The organism is Streptomyces sp. NPDC001480 (assembly GCF_042894725.1).
Taxonomy (GTDB): Bacteria; Actinomycetota; Actinomycetes; order Streptomycetales; family Streptomycetaceae; genus Streptomyces.
Genome location: NZ_JBIAVX010000006.1, coordinates 191956 through 207974 on the forward strand (window position 1 = coordinate 191956; position 16019 = coordinate 207974).

Below are 16019 nucleotides of genomic sequence, written 5' to 3' on the forward strand. Positions count from 1 at the left end.
GGCGAGGGGCATACGGTTCGACGTATATGCACTTTTGTAGGAGTTCCTTGGCATCGCGTCGGAGACCAGACACCGAAGCGCCTTCGTGCGCTCACTGACGGTTACCTGTCCTGCGCCGTGCATTACAGGACAAAGCGGTACATATGCGCGACGATCGACTTATGCCCCGGAGTTTCCGAAAACGTGATCCAAGGGCCGATCCGGATCGGTCCCCGCGCCGTGTCTCCGGTAAAGGGTCCCTTTCGACCGCGGACGAGGAACTGCTGCGCACCCTGTACGAGGAGCACGCAGGGCCCCTGTTTCACTACGTGCTGCGACTGACCTCAGGAGACTGGCAATGGGCGGAGGATGTGGTGCAGGAGACGCTGCTGCGGGCGTGGCAGCACCCCGCCGCGTTCGATCCCGCACGCGGCCCGGCCCGGGCATGGCTGTGTACGGTCGCCCGGCATCTGGTCATCGACGCCCACCGGGCCCGGCAGGCGAGGCCTGCCGAGGCCGGCGGCGAAGTGCTGGAGCGAGCCGCCGAGCAGACACCGGGCGAGGACGAGATCGAGCAGGCACTGCAGAGCTGGGCGGTTGCCGACGCCGTCCGGACGCTGTCCCCGGACCACCGCGCGGTGCTGCTGGAGACCTACTACCGGGGCCGGACCATGGTGGAGGCCGCACGGGTGCTGGGCATCCCGCTGGGCACCGTGAAGTCACGGACGTACTACGCCCTGCACGCCCTGCGGCTGGCGCTCCAGGAGCGGGGGATCGAGCCATGACCGTGGCGTGCGGGAGGTGGCGACAATGAGTGCGGAGCACGACGCCCTCCGGCTGGCGCTGGGGGGATACGTCCTGGGCACACTGCCCTCGGCAGAAATGGAACAGGTGCGCGTCCATCTCACTGGATGCGACGAGTGCCGGGCCGAACACGTCCGGCTGTCGGGACTGCCCGCGTTGCTGGCGACGGTGACCGCGGCGGAAGCCGCGGGACGAACGGTGCCGACGACGGACGGGGAGTTGGCCGACCGGCTGGTGGCACGGGCAGCCGAGGGTGCGCAGGACTCCACGCCCACACGGCCCGTGGTACCGGAAGCACCGGCACCACGGGCGGATGTGCTGGAGAGGCTGCTGCGGCAGGCCGCGGCCCGGCGCCGCAGGACGTGGCGTCTGCAACTGGCCGGAGCTGCCGCTTCCCTGGCGTTCATCGCGGCAGCGGCCGGCGGCACTTGGCTGGCGACTGTCGGATCCCTGAGCAGTCAGGCGACGCCGCCCGGGCCGACCGCGCCGGCTGCCTGGCGCATGTTCTCCGGAAGCGATCCCGCCACCGGCGTCTCCGCCTCGGTGAAGGTCTCCCCCTCCGCCTGGGGCAGTGTCCTGGAAGTCTCCGCCAAGGGCGCGCCCGCCGGAATCACTTGTCGGCTACAGGCGGTCGGGCCCGGCGGCACCAGGGCGGACGGCGCCACCTGGCGGGCAGGCGCGTACCCGCACGGCACCAAGATCCCAGGGGCGGTTGCCATGTCCCCGGGAGCCATCGAACACTTCGAGATCCTCGCAGACAACGGCCAGAAGCTGGTCACCATTCACCCCTGAGGCATTGACCATCGAGGCCACCACGCCGCGCTGCGGCTGCTTCGCCTGCCCGGCCTGTCACTTGGCGGACCGAGTCGGTCACCGGGGCAGTTCAGCGGCTCGGTCGTCGGGCTGTGGGCAGCTCCCGGCAGGCGGCTTCGCCAGTGGCAGGGATGCCACCTCGCGCCGGGCTCCGTCTGGAGCCGGGCGCCCTCACCACCAGCCCCCGCGAACCGACCCGGTCCTCACCCGACTTGCTGCGTGAGTGCGCCGACGACCGGGGCGAGGGGACCGGGCTACCGGTCCTGCCCGGCCGAATTCGGCGTCGATCGAGCTCTGGCAGAGGTGCAAGGGACCCAGCCAGGCCGCTGGCATTGACGTGACCGGCAAGAAGCCACGCAAAAGGCGCAATTGGCTCGAACCGTTGGGCATGCGTCGTCCGTGGAACTGAATGAGCGCGCCCATGCAGGACCGGCCCACCGACCGCACCGACGCTGTTGGCGTCTCCTCCGATCCGAGCTCCGCACATCCACAGAAGAGCCAGAAGAACATGTTTGTGACCGATTCGCCCCGCCCGAGTTCACTGCTCGACCAGCCCTGCCGCCACCAGGCGCTGCTCACCCTGCCCGCGCAGGAGGCGCACGTCTCCGCCGCTCGTCACTTCGCGGCCGATCTGCTCGAGACCTGGAGCGTGCCCGCAAGCGAGCGGGACTCCGCCGTTCTCATCGTCGACGAACTCGCCACCAACGCCGCCCAGTACGGCCGCGAGCGCATGACCCTGGTACTCGTCCTCGACCACGGCACTTTGCACATCGTGGTCGCCGACTCCGGCATGACAGTGGAGCGCCATCGCCCCGACATCGCCCCCGACGAACACGGCCGCGGCACCGGCATCGTCCAGTACCTCGCCCAGTCGACCGAGGTCCACCAGACGCGCAGCGGCCGCAAAGTCCGCGCCAGCCTGAGGTGTTCGGCATGACCGGCCCGAACAGCCATGAGGGCATCGGCGCCCCGCCTCCGCACGAGGCGTACACGAATGCGCCTGATCTGCGCCGCGAGATGCATCAAGTGCTCGCTCTCGGGGCCGAACGCGACGGCCGCCAGGCCCGGTCCGTCACCGGCCCCCTGGCCGACGCGACAGCCACCGAACGGGCCTGGCTGCTACGGCGGGCGGCCCTCATGGACCGGATGGCCCTGGCAGACCCCGGCCCTGGTCCCCTCGCAGCCGCCGCGGAAACCGCCGAGCAACTCGTTCTGCACGACCGCCACCATCCGGGCCTGGCGGCCGGCCCGCTCCACCCCGACGCGATCACGCTCGCCCCCGGACTCCGCCCCTACGTCCGCCAGGAGTACGCCGCCTGGACGGCCACCCGGCCATCCACAGTCTCGACCGGCAAGTGCGCATCCCGATGCCGGGCGCCACGGGCCGGCGGGTCACATGAGTCGCCGCTGGGCGGTGAACCTTGACGGCTGGACACTGACCCCCGCGCCACCGCCACCGACCACCGCGCGGGCCGCGCCAGTGTGCAGATCAGCCAGGTGCAGTACCGCTAGGCGGCGTCAGGGAACGACATAGCAGGATTCGCACCGACCGCACGAGGGCGTGGCTCGGCTGGGCGGCCAGCCATCTCGGACCGCCTCACCCTCACCGGCGGCTTCTGATACTCCGGCGTCTGCACCTGAAACCCGAAGCGAACACGGGTAGTACGCCGGCCACCGCGACGGCCTCCGGGAGGACGTCTCCCGGCCAAGGTCGGTGTCGCCGTCAACGGCTGTTCGTGGATGCTTCGTTCGAGGTGGTGACCGCATCTGGATCGGTGGAACGGTGCGGCACGGCGGAGCCTTGCCTGGCCGTCGCCCTGTCGAGCAACGGTCAGCAGGGCGTGCAGGCGCGTGACGACCTCCTCGCCGAACGCACCCGGCAAATTGCAGTCCATGCTCGATCGCGCCCGCGAGCGCGGCGAGCGCGCACGTGACGCGTTCGGCGTGCTGGACCATCCTGGCCCCGATGTATGCGCGCGTCTTGCTCGGCATGGGTTCGCTCACCCCGGACTACGTCGACGGGCTGGTCGGCCGATTGCTGTGACGTCTGCCCGGCCGTCGCAGCGGATCGGGCTGGAGGCGTCGTCCAGGTGCGGGTCGTACGCCTGCGATCCAAGGCCGAGTTCGATGGTGGAGTCCTCGCCGAAGCGGCGGATGTGCTCGGTCAGGTACGGCAAGATGTGGGCCAGGTCCGCCGCCGAGGCGATGAACTGCTCGGGCGAGCCGCGCTCCACACCCGCGGGCAGCCGACCGTCTCCCGCCACCTCACCGTCTCGCACCGTACCGGCCGCAGCGTTCTCTACCTCCGTACGGACCTCGCCGAGCGGTTGCCGGGCCGGCAGTCCGACGCCCGCTGAACGCGGACGCGGCGCCACACCAGGGCCGCCAGCTCTGGGCGCCGCGGTCCCGACGGCCTGCGACCGGCGCGCCCTCGTCCACTGGCGGCACGAACGCCCCGGCCGAGAACACGGCCGCCGCGTCGCCGCCACGATCCGCCTCGTCCGAATGACCCGCGGTGGGTCCCGCGCCGCGACCGCCCGCTACCTCGGTATCACGCCCGACGCCCTCCAGTCCGCCATTGCCACCAACGCGCCAAGGAAACATCGCGAGAGGACTGCCGCGTCGGCGTCCGGGCGCTCATCAGGGCCGCTCGGGCGCCGCCTGCTGGAAAGCTGCGGGGGGCGTCTCGGGACGCAGGCGGGAGACGTCGAAGGTGGCGGGGTGGAGGTCCGCGGCCAGGAGCAGCAGTCGCAGCGGCTGCTGGCGCAGGCCTGTCACGGTCGTCCGGCGGGCTGGGCCGTCAACAGGAGTGTGGTCGAAGAGGAGGTGGAGGCCGGCGACGTCCATGAAGGGCGTGTGGTGCAGGTCCCACAGCAGGTCGGTCACGTGTGCCGGTAGCGCGTCGGCGGCGGAGCGCAGCGGGGGCAGGGTGTCGAAATCGACGTCCCCCCGCAGTGTGATGCGTGCGGAGGTGCCGTCGATTGCGGTGGTGATGTTCATGGTGGGCGCGCCCCCCTTCCGGGGGTTGATGAGCCCAAAGGCGAAGCACCCCCGAGGAGAGGGGGTCAACGACGATGGCAGGGGGTCGGGTGCCCGGGATGGGGGCAACGCCCGGCTCCCCTCAAGGCCGGCACCCGCGGGTGCCGGTCTGTCTCGTGTCTTCCCACCGTCGCACACTCCCGCCCCCACCCGCGATTCCCCGTAGCGGAAACGTCACCAGTGGGCACTGCCGCCGCGCTCCTACTGGTGCGCCACGCGCGTGCCTGGGCCACGTGAAGTACGTCTACGGCCTGGTCTGGGGGGCGTAGGGGGTGACCAGCGGCCGAAGCCGAACGCGGACGCCGTGCACGCCGCCAACGGCGCGCCCGATACGTCCGACTGGCCGGCCGTCGCGAGAGCAGACAGCCCCGACCAGGAGATTGGCCGGGGCTGCCCACACAGGACGCGGTCGTGAAGGGCGGTCGCCTACGCGGCGAAAGGCACAGCAGGGCTTCAGCCGAACGATCGTCCCTGCAGGCAATAAGTGAGGCCCGGGGACACTGTCCCCTTCACAACCACGTCCCTCACAACCACCCGCGCCCGGGGAACATTCCCACCGCACCGGTCCGGCAGCGGTTGCCTACACGAGGCAGGTGGGATGCGGTCAGGAGTGGACGGGCCGCAGGAACAGGCGCTTGCCGTACGCCTGCGACAGCCAGATGCGACGGTTGTCGGCCACCTTGTCCAGGCGCAGGTTGTCGAACCTGTGCACCGAGCCGTCAGCGGCGTGGACGGAGATCCGAGCGTGTTCCAGGCACCACTCCGGATAGCTGCCGGAGTCCTCGCCCCGCAGGTAGGCGGGGTAGAGAGCGAGGTCCTCGGTGTCGAGCTGCGGCTTGCGCGGGTCGTTGCGCTCGGCCTCGTTGACCTTGTTGATCGTGCCGCGACAGAGAACGCCGCGGCAGGATCAACGGTTGGCGGATGTGGTGTCAGCGACTGAAGACCCGTTCAGCCTTGTCGCGGTCGGTGGTGTGCAGTTCCCAGTAGACCGGGGAGATCTCCTCGGGCTGGGCCGTCGGAAAGCCGGGGATGACCGACATGCCGATGGACACGTCGATGCCGACGTGGGCGGCTTGGATGCCGCTGCCGGTCAGCTCCTTGTGGAGGTTGATCGCCCAGTTGCGCAGGGCCGCGGCGGCTGCGTTGACGTTGCCGACCTGAGGTACGGGGTCGATGGATCCGGCGCCGGTGGTGTAGAGCAGGGTGCCGGCACCGGCCTTCCGCATCGCGGGCAGCACCGCCTGGGTGGCGGCGATGGCCCCGTAGAGCTGGAATTCCATCTCGTGCTGCACGTGCGCTGGTTCGGTCACGCTCGGGGTGGTGAGGGTCGTGGAGTCGATGCCGCCGACCGGGGAGTACTCCAGGACGTCGATGCCGCCGAAGTGCGCGGCAGCGCGCCGCAATGCCTCGGCGAGGGCGTCGCGGTCGAGGACGTCGGCAGCGAAGGCGGCGGCGGTGACACCGTCGGCTCCCAACTTGGCGGCCAGGTCGTCCAGCTTGGCGGGGTTGCGGGAGATCAGGGCGACGTCGTGACCGCGGGAGCCGAAGGTACGCGCGATGGCCAGCCCCAGCTGGGGGCCGGCGCCGACGATGGCAATGGTGGGCATGGGAAGCCTTCCGTGAAGTAGAGACGGAAAGGGCTATCCGTTTTCTATCCGGAAAGCCCTATCCGGTTCGCCGTTCGAGCGTAACACGGGAACCGGACAGGCCTTTCCGGTTTGTTAGTCTGATCCGCATGACCCCTCGGGACCAGCACGCCGGCGACGCCGGAAGCACAGCCGACGCCGCTGCTCAGCCGCTGCGCAGCGATGCGGAGCGCAATCGGGCGCGGATCATCGCTGCCGCGCGCACGGTGTTCGGCCGCGACGGGCTGGGCGCGTCGATGGCCTCGGTCGCTCGGGAGGCCGGGGTGGGGATCGCCACGATGTTCCGCCGCTTCCCCAGCAAGGAAGACCTGGTCGCGGCCGTTTTCGCGGACCGGATGAACGCCTACGTGCAAGCCACCGCCGAGGCCCTGGCCGACCCCGAGCCGTGGCGCGGCTTCACCGGCTACATCGAGACGGTCTGCGCGATGCAGGCCGCCGACCGTGGCTTCGCCGACGTCCTGACGATGAGCCTGCCGGGGGCCGAGGCCCTGGAGGCGTGCCGCGCAGAGGCGTACCAGGGTTTCCTGGAACTCATCGCCCGCGCCAAGGACAGCGGAGACCTGCGTGAGGACTTCACCAGCCGGGACCTGGTCCTGCTGCTCATGGCCAACGCCGGCGTCCTGAGTGCCACCGGCGACGATGCACCCGATGCCTGGCGCCGTCCGGTCGCGTGGATGATCCAGTCCTTCCGGGCCCCCGCCCGCGGCACGCTGCCGGACCCTCCGGAGGATGCCGCGCTGTATCGGGCCATGCGTCGCGCCAGCCTGGGCATCACCTCACCCGAGACCGGCAAGGGGCGCTGACCCGCGGTCGGTGGTCAGTCGAGCCGTACCCCCGTGCGCTCCTCCAGCGCATGCAGGAGCCGGTCCTGGAACTCGGGGTCGCGCGCGGCGGGGTGCGGCTCCTGGGTGCGCTGGTGGTACCAGTAGCCGCCGGTGGGCGGCGTGATGTCGTCGCGGGTGGCCAGCCACACCTGTGTCTGGTGGCCGGCGACCAGGTCGTCGGTCGCGCCGGGGCCGCCCATCCGGGTGGGCACCCAACCCGGATCGACGGCGTGGGCGGCCGTCCCCTCCCACCGGGAGGCGACAGCCATGGCCAAGGTGGTCACCCACAGCTTGCTGTCGCTGTAGGAGGCCGTGCCGTCGGCCAACCGCGCAAGGCCGGTGGAACCGCCCCGGTGCATGGAACTGCTCAGGTAGATCAGGCGGGACGGCCTGTCCATCAGGGCCGTGAGCAGGTAGGGCGCGATGGTGTTGACGGTGGCCGCCTCAGGGGTGTGCATGGTGCCGGCGTTGTGGATGACCGCGTCGAAGGGGCCGAACGCGGCGGCCTGCTGGGCGACACCGGGGATTCCGTCCATCCCGGCCAGATCCCCGGTCGCCACGCCCGCCCACCGGCCCCCTCCCGCAGGCGCGGTGACGCGTGCCGGGGTGCGGGCGTGGACGACCACGTGGTGCCCCTCCCCGGCCAGCGCGGTCGCTGTCGCGTAGCCGAGCCCGCTGGAGGCTCCCGTCACCAAGATCAGGGCCATGTGCTCGGGTTCTCCGTCCGTGAGGTGGGGGGAGGGTGAGGGCGGGCTGTCGGCCCGGTACTCAGAGGGTAAGCAGGACCTTGGTCGCGCGACGCTCGTCCATCGCCTTGTAGCCCTCAGGGGCCTGCTCCAGGGGAAGGGTGAGGTCGAAGACCTTGCCGGGATCGATCTTCTTGTCCCAGATGAGCTGGATCAGCTCGGGGAGGAAGCGGCGCACGGGGGTGGGGCCGCCGAGGGTGTGGATGCCGGCGAAGAACAGCTCGATGCCGGGGATCTGGACGTCGTAGTTGACGCCCGCGTAGCCCAGGTGCCCGCCGCCGCGGGTGGCGCCGACGGCCTGCATGAACGCCTCCTGCGTGCCGACCGCCTCGACGACCGAGTGGGCGCCGAGCCCTCCGGTGAGTTCCTTGATCTTGGCGATGCCTTCCTCGCCGCGCTCCTCCACGATGTCGGTCGCCTCGTAGTAGCGGGCCAGCTTCTGCCGCTCCGGGTGGCGGGACATGGCAATGATCCGCTCCGCACCGAGCTGCTTGGCGGCCAGGACTGCCATCAGGCCCACCGCGCCGTCGCCGACCACCGCGACGGTCTTGCCGGGCCCGGCCTCGGCGGCGACGGCCTCGTACCAGCCGGTGCCCAGCACGTCGGAGGCGGCCAGCAGGGCGGGGACCAGCTCCGGGTGGGCTGCCCGGGCGTGGCCACCAGAGTGCCGTCGGCCAGCGGGATGCGGGCCTTCTCGGCCTGGGTGCCGATGCCTGCGTGGACGAACTCGGCGTGCACGCACTTGGACTGGAACCCGGCCCGGCAGATGTCGCAGGTGTTGTCGGACCACCAAATGCCCGGCCCCTGGGATTCGGCGGACGCGTGCAACCCCAGGCGCTCCCAATTCCGTGTAGGACGTAGGCAGAGGCGGACCTGGATCGGCCATGGGATACGGGATGCCTGAAGGCGTGAGACGAGGAAGAGCGTGACCGGTCATCGGCGCGAGACCGACTTCCGCACCTGGGTGCTCCAGCACCGTACGCGCCTGCGGACGACGGCGTTTTTGCTCTGCGGTGACTGGTACCTCGCCGACGATCTCGTCCAGGACGCGTTAGGGCGGCTGTATTCGCGATGGGAGAGGGTGGTGGCAGCCGGTGATCCGCGTGCGTACGTCCGACGGGTCCTGTGCAATCTCCACAACGACCATCTGCGTCGACCGGCAAGACGTGAGATCAGCGAGTCGGACGTCGCCACACTGCGCCCGCATCCGCACACCAGCATGGACGAGCGTGACGACGAGCTGATCGCTGCCCTGCTGACGATCCCGGCCGGTCAGCGGACCGTACTCGTGCTGCGCTTCTTCGAGGATCTGTCCGTCGAGCGGACCGCGGCCGTGCTCAAGACGAGTACGGGCAACGTCAAGAGCCAGACGAGCCGCGGCCTGGAGGCTCTGCGCGCCGCTTTGCGGACGCGGCCCGCAGAGACTGCATGACCCGCCAAGTTTCGAGGGGAATCGTGAAACACGACCATACGCCGGAAGATCTCGCGGCGCGTATCGCGTCCCTCAGCATCAGTGCTCCGGCTGATCACATCGACGTGGATGCCGCTGTCCGCGCAGGGACCAGGCGGCGGCGTCGCCGACGCCTCGCCGTCGCCGGCGTCGTCGCCTGTGTTGTAGCGGTTGCCGGATCGGCAGCGGTCGCGACGCAGGCTGGTCACGACAGGAGCAACACCATGGCCGCTCCCAGTTTCGACGGTGCGGCCGTAACCGCCCACGACCTCGGCGGGCGCTGGACCGCCGTTCAAATGGACGGCCGCGATGTCACGTCTTGGCGCGATGCCAGCGGTGTCCCGGCGAACCTTGTCATCGGGGCGGACGACGCACCGAACGGATGGCAGGTGAACCGGGCCTGTGGTCCGCTGGTCGGTGGCAGCTTCGCCCTGCGCCCGGACGGCTCGTTCACCGCCACGTTGCCGCCGCCGGGATTCCAGTCCTGTCCGATGCTCAGCACGCAGCCCCCCGACCTCGTGGACGCGGTCGCGCGCACCGCGTACGTCGTCGTGGAGGAGTCAGCCGACTCAGCCACCCGCACGCTGCGGTTCCTGGACGACCGCAGACGGCCCGTTGCGTCGTGGCGCGAGGATGCCACGATCAGATCAGGCGCCGCCTTGTGCAAGAAGGTGCTCGGCCGGGGGGCTACGGCCGACGGCGCCTTCACCACCGTCGAGCGGATCCGCACCAGGCACCTGGCCGGGGCGACGACCAAGTCCGAGGACGTTCTGCCCACCGTTCCTGACGGCACCGTCGCCGTGTACTGCTCGGCCACGGAGGCAGGTTCGCCCACCAGGTACGCCGTCACGGCCGACGCCCACAAGGTGAGGCTCCGCTCGGCCGACTGAGCGGGCTGTCGCCGGGAACGTACAACGTCTGCCAGCGACAGCCGGCAGACGGTGTTCCTGGCCGGCCGCGGCACGCACAAGTGGTGCTGCCCGGCACGTCGTGACTGGTCGGAGGCGAGCCACTTCTCCAGTTCGACCGGTGCCATGTTCACCAGCTCACGGAACGTCTCACCAACCTCCTTGCGCTCGCCGCTGTCCACGTCGGCTCACTTCTTCTTCAACGCGGACGGCTTGTGCACCGCCGTCCTGTCGGACTTCTCGCTGCGTACCTGATACTGCGGGTCGTCCGGCGAGGCGTCCACCGTGCGGCCCGCGGCCTCGGTCCGGTTGGTGAATTCCTTTTCCACCTCGCCCTCGGCCTGGCTTCCGTGACTGCGCCAGGTGACGTGATCACCCTTCTTCAGTTCCTTGCCCGCATCGCGCTTCTTCGCCATGCCGACTCTCCTTCATTCCTGCGTCGGCGGTCTGCTCCCGCTCTTTCAGCGTGTGGTTTGCCGGGCGGTTCCGCGAGGGGGATCAGCCCGGGCGGCCGTCGTCCGGCGGGGCCGCGGCACGGTCGCCCGACCGCCGGCGCCCAGCCTGCCCGTGGCACGCAGTGGCCGCCCGGCATCCCAGCGGGGCAGAAGCCAGCCGTAGTACCACGGGCGGCAGGAACCAGCGCAGGGGCTGCACGAGACGCAGCCACGCCGGGACGTAGACAGCGGTGCTGCGGCGCTCGACGGCGCGCGCCGGTCGGGCGGCGACCGCGTCGGCCGGATGGATGTTGCGGACGCCGGGGGCATGCGCGCGCAGTTCGTGCAGGGCCGTGAAGCCTTCGGCTGGGCGGATCATGTCGGCGATCGGGCAGGAATGCCCGGGCCGTGTGGGCACTGCCCGTCAGGTTCACGTCGATGACTCGGCGCCATGTGGCGGGGTCCGACGTCGCGAAAGGGCCTCCTTCGGCGATCCCGGCGTTCGCCACGACCGCCGACGGCCGACCGAGGTGTCCGCGGACCTCGCCTGCCGCATCCTCCAGCGCTGCATTGTCGGTGACGTCGACTTCGACCGCCAGCGCCGCGGTGGGCAGGGATGCCGCCAAGGCATCCAGCTCGGGCCCCTCATGGCCGAGAAGTGCCAGGCGCGCCCCGCGCCGGGCCAGTTCGTGTGCCAGGGCCGCTCCCAGCCCGCGTGCGGCTCCGGTGATCGCGACGGTCCGGTCCTGGAGCGGGCCGGCCGTCACCCGCTGCCCCTTCGTCGGTGGTTCCGGTCGCCGCCTCGCTCACCGATCCCTCGCGTCGGCGTTGCCCCCTGGCTCGGCGTCCCGCCCGGAACGTGCCTACCGGCCGAGGACGGCGGGCGTGCCGGTGCCCTTCCGGACGATTCGAGCCAGCGGGTGGAGATGTGTACACCGTCGACCGGTCGGCCCCCGGAAATCGCGGCGGCGGACAGACAGAACCGGACCCACATATTGAGTTGAGTCTCCTTCGCCACGCGCAGGCGTGAGTACAGAAGGTGCACCAGGCGGTTGCCGGGGCATGCCCAGAGCTCGATCTCGAACACCAGCAGGCCGTCGTCCTCTCGCGCACGGAACTGCACCTGACCGGCCTCCATGTGACCGCGCAGGGTCACCAGGTGCAGACGATCGACGTCGCGGTGGACCACCCTGACAGGTCCGTTCCAGGGCCCTGGCATCTCCACCAGCAACTCGTCCGCGACGTCCAGACCTTGGTCGCGCAGCTCACCAGTGTGGACGTCGACCACCTCGGCGGGCACGAAGCGCTTGAAATCGCAACAGACCCATTCGATGAGTCGTCCCGGACCGACATCGGCATCGGCGATGCGCACACGGAAAAGCCGGTGGTACAGGGGGCCCCAGCCGTCCTGCGGCAGTTGCACCCGACTGTCGACCGCTTCGGGCGGCAACTGCGGAGGTAGGTCCGTCTCGTCGCCCCGGCACTCGCCGCTTCGGTGCAGGGGCGTCGTCTCCCACAGATAGCGCCATGTGACCAACCCTGTGCCCAGGAGCCACCGCGCGAGGACGGCGAGTGTCCGAGGACAGTGTGGACGCGTCATCCATGAACCTTAGGCTGGCGAAACTCCGGGAAAAGCATCAATGGGGCATATACCCCCAAAAAGGGGTACTAACAACGTGATGGCGGCACAAGCAAGCGACCCCGGAGGCCCCCATGGTGGTCCGGCTCATGCACCGTGCGGGTGTGCGGAGTGCTCATCTGCACCTCGCCTCGCTCGCCACCATCGGTCTGTGCGTGACGCTGTGGGTCCGCGCGAAGACCGTCGACCAGGAACAACGGGGAAACGCCGAGCGGCGCGCGCTCTTCGTGGGGCTGTGGCCGCCAACGCTGTGGCTGATCGGCGACTCGCTCGAAGGTCCGAGCAATCACCTTGGGTGACTGGGCTTTCGGGCGACTCGACGCCGCACAGGTGTGGCGGGACCTCGCAGACGCACGCGTGAACTACTCGGTCGACGAGGTACGCCGCCCGGCCTGGAACATCGACGCGTACAGAACGGTGTTGCCGAAGGAGCGACCGGGCCCGCCGGAGCCGGGAGGCCCCTGGGAGCAGGCCTGCCGTCTGGTACGCGACTACGAGTTCTCGCCGCCGGAGATCGTGCGGGCGCTCTATGACCCGGCCGCCCCGCTGCTCGGCCGCGACATGCTGCTGGAGGCACGATTCCACGGCATGCACTTCTACTGCGGTGTGCGCGTCACCCAGGTAGTGGACGAGACCCGCGACGGAACCGACCGCATCTGGGGATGGGGCTACGAGACCCTGGAGGGCCACCTGGAACGCGGCCAGGTCACCTACGAAGTCGTAAAGCGCCAGGACACCGGCGAGGTGCTGTTCCTGGTCTCGTGCCATTCGCAGGGCGCCCCGACTCTGGACCGGCTCACCTTCCTCGGATGGCGCCTGTTCGGCCGCCGCACCCAGTTGCGGTTCTACCGCAGGTGTACCGCACGGCTGCGCCTGTTCGTCGAGGCCGCGCTGCGCGGCGAGCACCCGCTGCCCAGTCCTCCCCCGACAGTCGGGCGTCTGGTGTGCGCACCCTCCGACGCGAGGATGCACCGCTCGGACGCGCTGGCGGTCCACCGGGTCGCTCCGGGCTGACTGGCCGCAACAAAGCGGTTCGTGTCGGACGAACTGTAGTCGCTCATCCAACCGTTGCTCCCCCGGGCCGTCGGCGCGGTGTCGGCCCTCTCGTGCAGACGCAGAACCGCTCACTCCGCAAGGGCGTCCTCGACCGTCGCACGCACATCCAGCACCGTCTCGGGCCCGGACAGACCGACCCGCACCGTCGCTCGACCCCACCGGTCTGATGATCCGCTTGCAGCCGACCGTCCTTCTACGCCACGTTGTTGTAGAAGAAGCGCCGGGGCAGCTGTGACGCCGAACCGGCATGATGAGGAGGTGCCGGTGAGCAGCGGGGCGACGGACGATACATCCACCACCGCCCTCGAAGTCCGGCCGCTGGACGAGGACACCTGGCCTGCGTTCGCCCGGCTGGTCGAGGCGAACAACGGCGTGTGGGGCGGCTGCTGGTGCATGGGCTTTCATGTCAAACTCGGGAAGGGGCGCACCCCCGAGCAGAACCGGGCCGAGAAGGAACAGCGAGTCCGCGAGGGCCGCACCCATGCCGCGCTCGTCTTCGACGGCGACGACTGCCTGGGCTGGTGCCAGTTCGGCTCCCCCGCCGAGCTGCCGGAGATCAAGAGCAGGCGCAAGTACGAGAAGGAGCTCACGACGCTTCCGGACTGGCGCATCACCTGCTTCTTCACCGGGAAGGGGAATCGAAAGCGAGGCGTCGCCCACGCCGCGCTCGGCGGGGCGCTGGCCGAGATCGCCGGCAAGGGCGGCGGCACGGTAGAGGGTTACCCCGAGGAGACCGACGACCGCTCGGTGCCGGGCTCGTTCCTGCACACCGGCCCCATGGCCGTCTTCGAGAACCACGGCTTCACGCGGACCCGACCGGTCTCACCCCATCGCTGGGTCGTCACCCTCACCGTCGCCCCGGCCTGAGAGGATGGCGCCGCCTTGGGGCAGTCATCGCCCATCACAAGACCAGCCCGGTCTGGAGGTCGTCTGCGAAGCCGGCTGTGTCCGTGAGCCCGAAGGCCACGCGCTGGAGCAGGAATCCGTGCAAGAGCGCCATCACCATGCGGGCTCCGCGGTCCGGGTCCACGGCGGCTGGCACCGCACCCGCGGCCCGGCCGCGGCGCAGCGCGTCGGCGATACTGGCGCGGACCTTCTCGAAGCCCTCCGTAGCCGGGCCACGCACCTCGTCGTTGCGCAGCACCTCCGACCACGCCTGCACGACGCAGCGCAGCAGTTCGTCCACCGCGACCGTGTGCCCCGCCGTGTCCTGCACCGTCTCGCCGCTGATCGTGTCGAGCGCGGCGGCCACCAGTTCCGCTACTGCCGGGGCGTCCGTACTGTCGGCCAGGCGCTCGACCGGTTCGAAGATCAGCCGGAACGCGTCGCCCGCGATGGCGAGGATGATCTCCTCCTTGCTCGTGAAGTAGCGGTAGGGCGCGCCGGCCGAGACGCCCGCCTCCGCGGCGATGTCCGGCATGGAGGTCTGGTGGAACCCGTCGCGGGAGAAGCAGCGGCGGGCCGCCGCGACGATCTCGGCGCGCTTGGCCTCGCGGCGCTCGGCTGTGATGCGCGGCATCGCGGCCCCTTTCATCGTGAATGGACATTCACCTTGACGGCTGAGCTACTCCGGAGCCATCATAAAAGTGAACGATCATTTACGGAAGCGGGACTGCCCACGAATCTCCCAGAGAGGAGATCCACTGATGAGCACGCAGCTGAGCATCGGCGTGTACGCGTACGAGCACACTGAGGCACTGTTCGACGGCCGGGTCGCGGTCGACGGGGTGGACGTGGTGTTCGAGACGGCACCCCTCGTATCGGACATCTTCCGTCGCACCATCGAGGGGCACTACGACCTTGCCGAGTTCGGTCTCACCTACTTCCTGCGCACCTTCGACCTCGACGATGCGCCGTTTCTGGCGCTGCCGATCCTGCCCAACCGCAACTTCCGCCACTCGGCGATCTTCGTGAACACCGCCAGCGGGATCGAAAAGCCGCAGGACCTCGTCGGCAGGACGGTCGGCGAGTTCGCGCTCTACGGCCACGACGCCGGGGTCTGGTCGAAGGGCATCCTGGCTGACGAGTACGGTGTGACCCCCGACCAGTGCCGCTGGGTCATCGGCGGCACCAACCACCCCGTTCCCCCCTTCGACTGGGTCCCGCAGCCCGTCCCGGACAGCGTCGACGTGCGCCACGCGGAGGACGGCCAGACCCTGGGTGCCATGCTCGAATCCGGCGAGATCGACGCACTCATCTCCGTCGACGTGCCGCAGGCGGTACTGGACGGCTCGCCGAAGGTCACCCGCCTGTTCCCCGACTACGAGGCCGTCGAGCGCGACTACTACCGTCGCACCGGGATCTTCCCCCCGATGCACATCGTCGCGATCCGCAGGGAACTGGCACAACGGCGGGGCCTCGCACGGGCGGTCTACGACGCCTTCACGAAAGCCAAGGACCTCGCCGAGCGGAAGTACCTCGACGACGCCGCGAAGCAGCACATGGGCGTCGTCACGCCATGGTTCAGCGCGCTGTTCGAGGAGAATCGTCGGCTGCTGGGCGACGACTGGTGGCCCTACGGGATCGGCGCGAACCGCAAGGCCATCGACACCTTCTTGCGCTACCACCGCGAGCAGGGGCTGTCGAAGCGTCGGCTGACGTGCGAGGACATCTTCGTGCCGGAACTCCTCGACACCTGAGTCGAACGTCAACGAAATCGATGCTGCCCAAGCCGAAGCAGG

Annotated in this window: 18 protein-coding genes and 4 pseudogenes; 13 read left to right on the forward strand and 9 right to left on the reverse strand. The window is 69.8% G+C overall.

Annotation, left to right across the window (positions count from 1 at the left end; translation table 11 throughout):
- Positions 1-143: 143 nt before the first annotated feature.
- The 6 genes and pseudogenes from ACFY01_RS16380 (at position 144) to ACFY01_RS16405 (ending at position 3953) form a co-directional block, all read left to right on the forward strand.
- The gene (locus ACFY01_RS16380) at positions 144-764 is read left to right on the forward strand and encodes a sigma-70 family RNA polymerase sigma factor (RefSeq protein ID WP_390736383.1); all 621 of its coding nucleotides are present in this window, start codon (positions 144-146) and stop codon (positions 762-764) included.
- Positions 765-789: 25 nt separating this feature from the next.
- Entirely contained in the window at positions 790-1575 is a 786-nt protein-coding gene (locus ACFY01_RS16385; RefSeq protein WP_390736384.1) for a zf-HC2 domain-containing protein, read from the forward strand.
- A gap of 529 nt (positions 1576-2104) precedes the next feature.
- A complete protein-coding gene (locus ACFY01_RS16390; RefSeq protein ID WP_390736691.1) occupies positions 2105-2533 on the forward strand; it encodes an ATP-binding protein in 429 nt (142 codons plus the stop codon).
- Positions 2530-3021 (forward strand): hypothetical protein, encoded by a 492-nt coding sequence (locus ACFY01_RS16395; RefSeq protein ID WP_390736385.1) that lies wholly within the window; start codon positions 2530-2532, stop codon positions 3019-3021. The genes ACFY01_RS16390 and ACFY01_RS16395 overlap by 4 nt, the downstream gene beginning before the upstream one ends.
- A gap of 362 nt (positions 3022-3383) precedes the next feature.
- Positions 3384-3640: pseudogene (locus ACFY01_RS16400) on the forward strand (TetR/AcrR family transcriptional regulator C-terminal ligand-binding domain-containing protein); the annotation flags it as partial.
- A gap of 46 nt (positions 3641-3686) precedes the next feature.
- Positions 3687-3953: a hypothetical protein gene (locus ACFY01_RS16405; protein WP_390736386.1), complete on the forward strand. Its 267-nt coding sequence runs from the start codon at positions 3687-3689 to the stop codon at positions 3951-3953.
- Between the two features lie 283 nt (positions 3954-4236).
- On the opposite strand, the gene ACFY01_RS16410 is transcribed toward ACFY01_RS16405, so the two are convergent.
- A complete protein-coding gene (locus ACFY01_RS16410; protein WP_390736387.1) occupies positions 4237-4596 on the reverse strand; it encodes an STAS domain-containing protein in 360 nt (119 codons plus the stop codon).
- A 968-nt stretch (positions 4597-5564) separates the two neighbouring features.
- Complete coding sequence (locus tag ACFY01_RS16415) at positions 5565-6242, reverse strand: SDR family NAD(P)-dependent oxidoreductase (RefSeq protein WP_390736388.1); 678 nt, start codon at positions 6240-6242, stop codon at positions 5565-5567.
- A 128-nt stretch (positions 6243-6370) separates the two neighbouring features.
- Here ACFY01_RS16415 and ACFY01_RS16420 point away from each other — a divergent pair, with 128 nt between their 5' ends.
- Positions 6371-7084, forward strand: a complete 714-nt coding sequence (locus tag ACFY01_RS16420; RefSeq protein ID WP_390736389.1) for a TetR/AcrR family transcriptional regulator — start codon at positions 6371-6373, stop codon at positions 7082-7084.
- 14 nt (positions 7085-7098) lie between these two features.
- Here ACFY01_RS16420 and ACFY01_RS16425 read toward each other — a convergent pair whose 3' ends face one another.
- On the reverse strand, positions 7099-7812 hold the full coding sequence (locus ACFY01_RS16425; RefSeq protein ID WP_390736390.1) for an SDR family NAD(P)-dependent oxidoreductase: 714 nt from the start codon (positions 7810-7812) through the stop codon (positions 7099-7101).
- Positions 7813-7873: 61 nt separating this feature from the next.
- A pseudogene (locus tag ACFY01_RS16430) lies at positions 7874-8637 on the reverse strand (zinc-binding dehydrogenase); the annotation flags it as partial.
- 139 nt (positions 8638-8776) lie between these two features.
- On the opposite strand from ACFY01_RS16430, the gene ACFY01_RS16435 reads away from it, so the two are divergent.
- Positions 8777-9283 (forward strand): SigE family RNA polymerase sigma factor, encoded by a 507-nt coding sequence (locus ACFY01_RS16435; RefSeq protein ID WP_390736391.1) that lies wholly within the window; start codon positions 8777-8779, stop codon positions 9281-9283.
- Positions 9284-9525: 242 nt separating this feature from the next.
- Positions 9526-10191, forward strand: coding sequence for a hypothetical protein (locus tag ACFY01_RS16440; RefSeq protein WP_390736713.1), 666 nt, complete (start codon positions 9526-9528; stop codon positions 10189-10191).
- Positions 10192-10286: 95 nt separating this feature from the next.
- Here the strand turns inward: ACFY01_RS16440 and ACFY01_RS16445 are convergent.
- The 4 genes and pseudogenes from ACFY01_RS16445 to ACFY01_RS16460 all read right to left on the reverse strand — a co-directional run.
- Positions 10287-10391: pseudogene (locus ACFY01_RS16445) on the reverse strand (DUF3140 domain-containing protein); the annotation flags it as partial.
- 6 nt (positions 10392-10397) lie between these two features.
- Positions 10398-10625: a DUF2945 domain-containing protein gene (locus ACFY01_RS16450; RefSeq protein ID WP_390736392.1), complete on the reverse strand. Its 228-nt coding sequence runs from the start codon at positions 10623-10625 to the stop codon at positions 10398-10400.
- 45 nt (positions 10626-10670) lie between these two features.
- Positions 10671-11410 (reverse strand): annotated as a pseudogene (locus tag ACFY01_RS16455) (SDR family NAD(P)-dependent oxidoreductase).
- Positions 11407-12243 (reverse strand): DUF1990 domain-containing protein, encoded by an 837-nt coding sequence (locus tag ACFY01_RS16460; RefSeq protein WP_390736393.1) that lies wholly within the window; start codon positions 12241-12243, stop codon positions 11407-11409. Before ACFY01_RS16460 ends, ACFY01_RS16455 begins: the two are co-directional and overlap by 4 nt.
- A 113-nt stretch (positions 12244-12356) precedes the next feature.
- Here ACFY01_RS16460 and ACFY01_RS16465 point away from each other — a divergent pair, with 113 nt between their 5' ends.
- The 3 genes from ACFY01_RS16465 to ACFY01_RS16475 all read left to right on the forward strand — a co-directional run bounded on the left by ACFY01_RS16465 (position 12357) and on the right by ACFY01_RS16475 (position 14205).
- The gene (locus ACFY01_RS16465; protein WP_390736394.1) at positions 12357-12581 is read left to right on the forward strand and encodes a hypothetical protein; all 225 of its coding nucleotides are present in this window, start codon (positions 12357-12359) and stop codon (positions 12579-12581) included.
- Positions 12574-13296, forward strand: coding sequence for a DUF1990 family protein (locus ACFY01_RS16470; protein ID WP_390736395.1), 723 nt, complete (start codon positions 12574-12576; stop codon positions 13294-13296). Before ACFY01_RS16465 ends, ACFY01_RS16470 begins: the two co-directional genes overlap by 8 nt.
- Before the next feature lie 306 nt (positions 13297-13602).
- Positions 13603-14205, forward strand: coding sequence for a GNAT family N-acetyltransferase (locus ACFY01_RS16475; RefSeq protein WP_390736396.1), 603 nt, complete (start codon positions 13603-13605; stop codon positions 14203-14205).
- Positions 14206-14239: 34 nt separating this feature from the next.
- On the opposite strand, the gene ACFY01_RS16480 is transcribed toward ACFY01_RS16475, so the two are convergent.
- The gene (locus ACFY01_RS16480) at positions 14240-14857 is read right to left on the reverse strand and encodes a TetR/AcrR family transcriptional regulator (protein ID WP_390736397.1); all 618 of its coding nucleotides are present in this window, start codon (positions 14855-14857) and stop codon (positions 14240-14242) included.
- A 127-nt stretch (positions 14858-14984) separates the two neighbouring features.
- On the opposite strand from ACFY01_RS16480, the gene ACFY01_RS16485 reads away from it, so the two are divergent.
- Positions 14985-15977, forward strand: a complete 993-nt coding sequence (locus ACFY01_RS16485) for a 4,5-dihydroxyphthalate decarboxylase (protein WP_390736398.1) — start codon at positions 14985-14987, stop codon at positions 15975-15977.
- Positions 15978-16019: the final 42 nt, after the last annotated feature.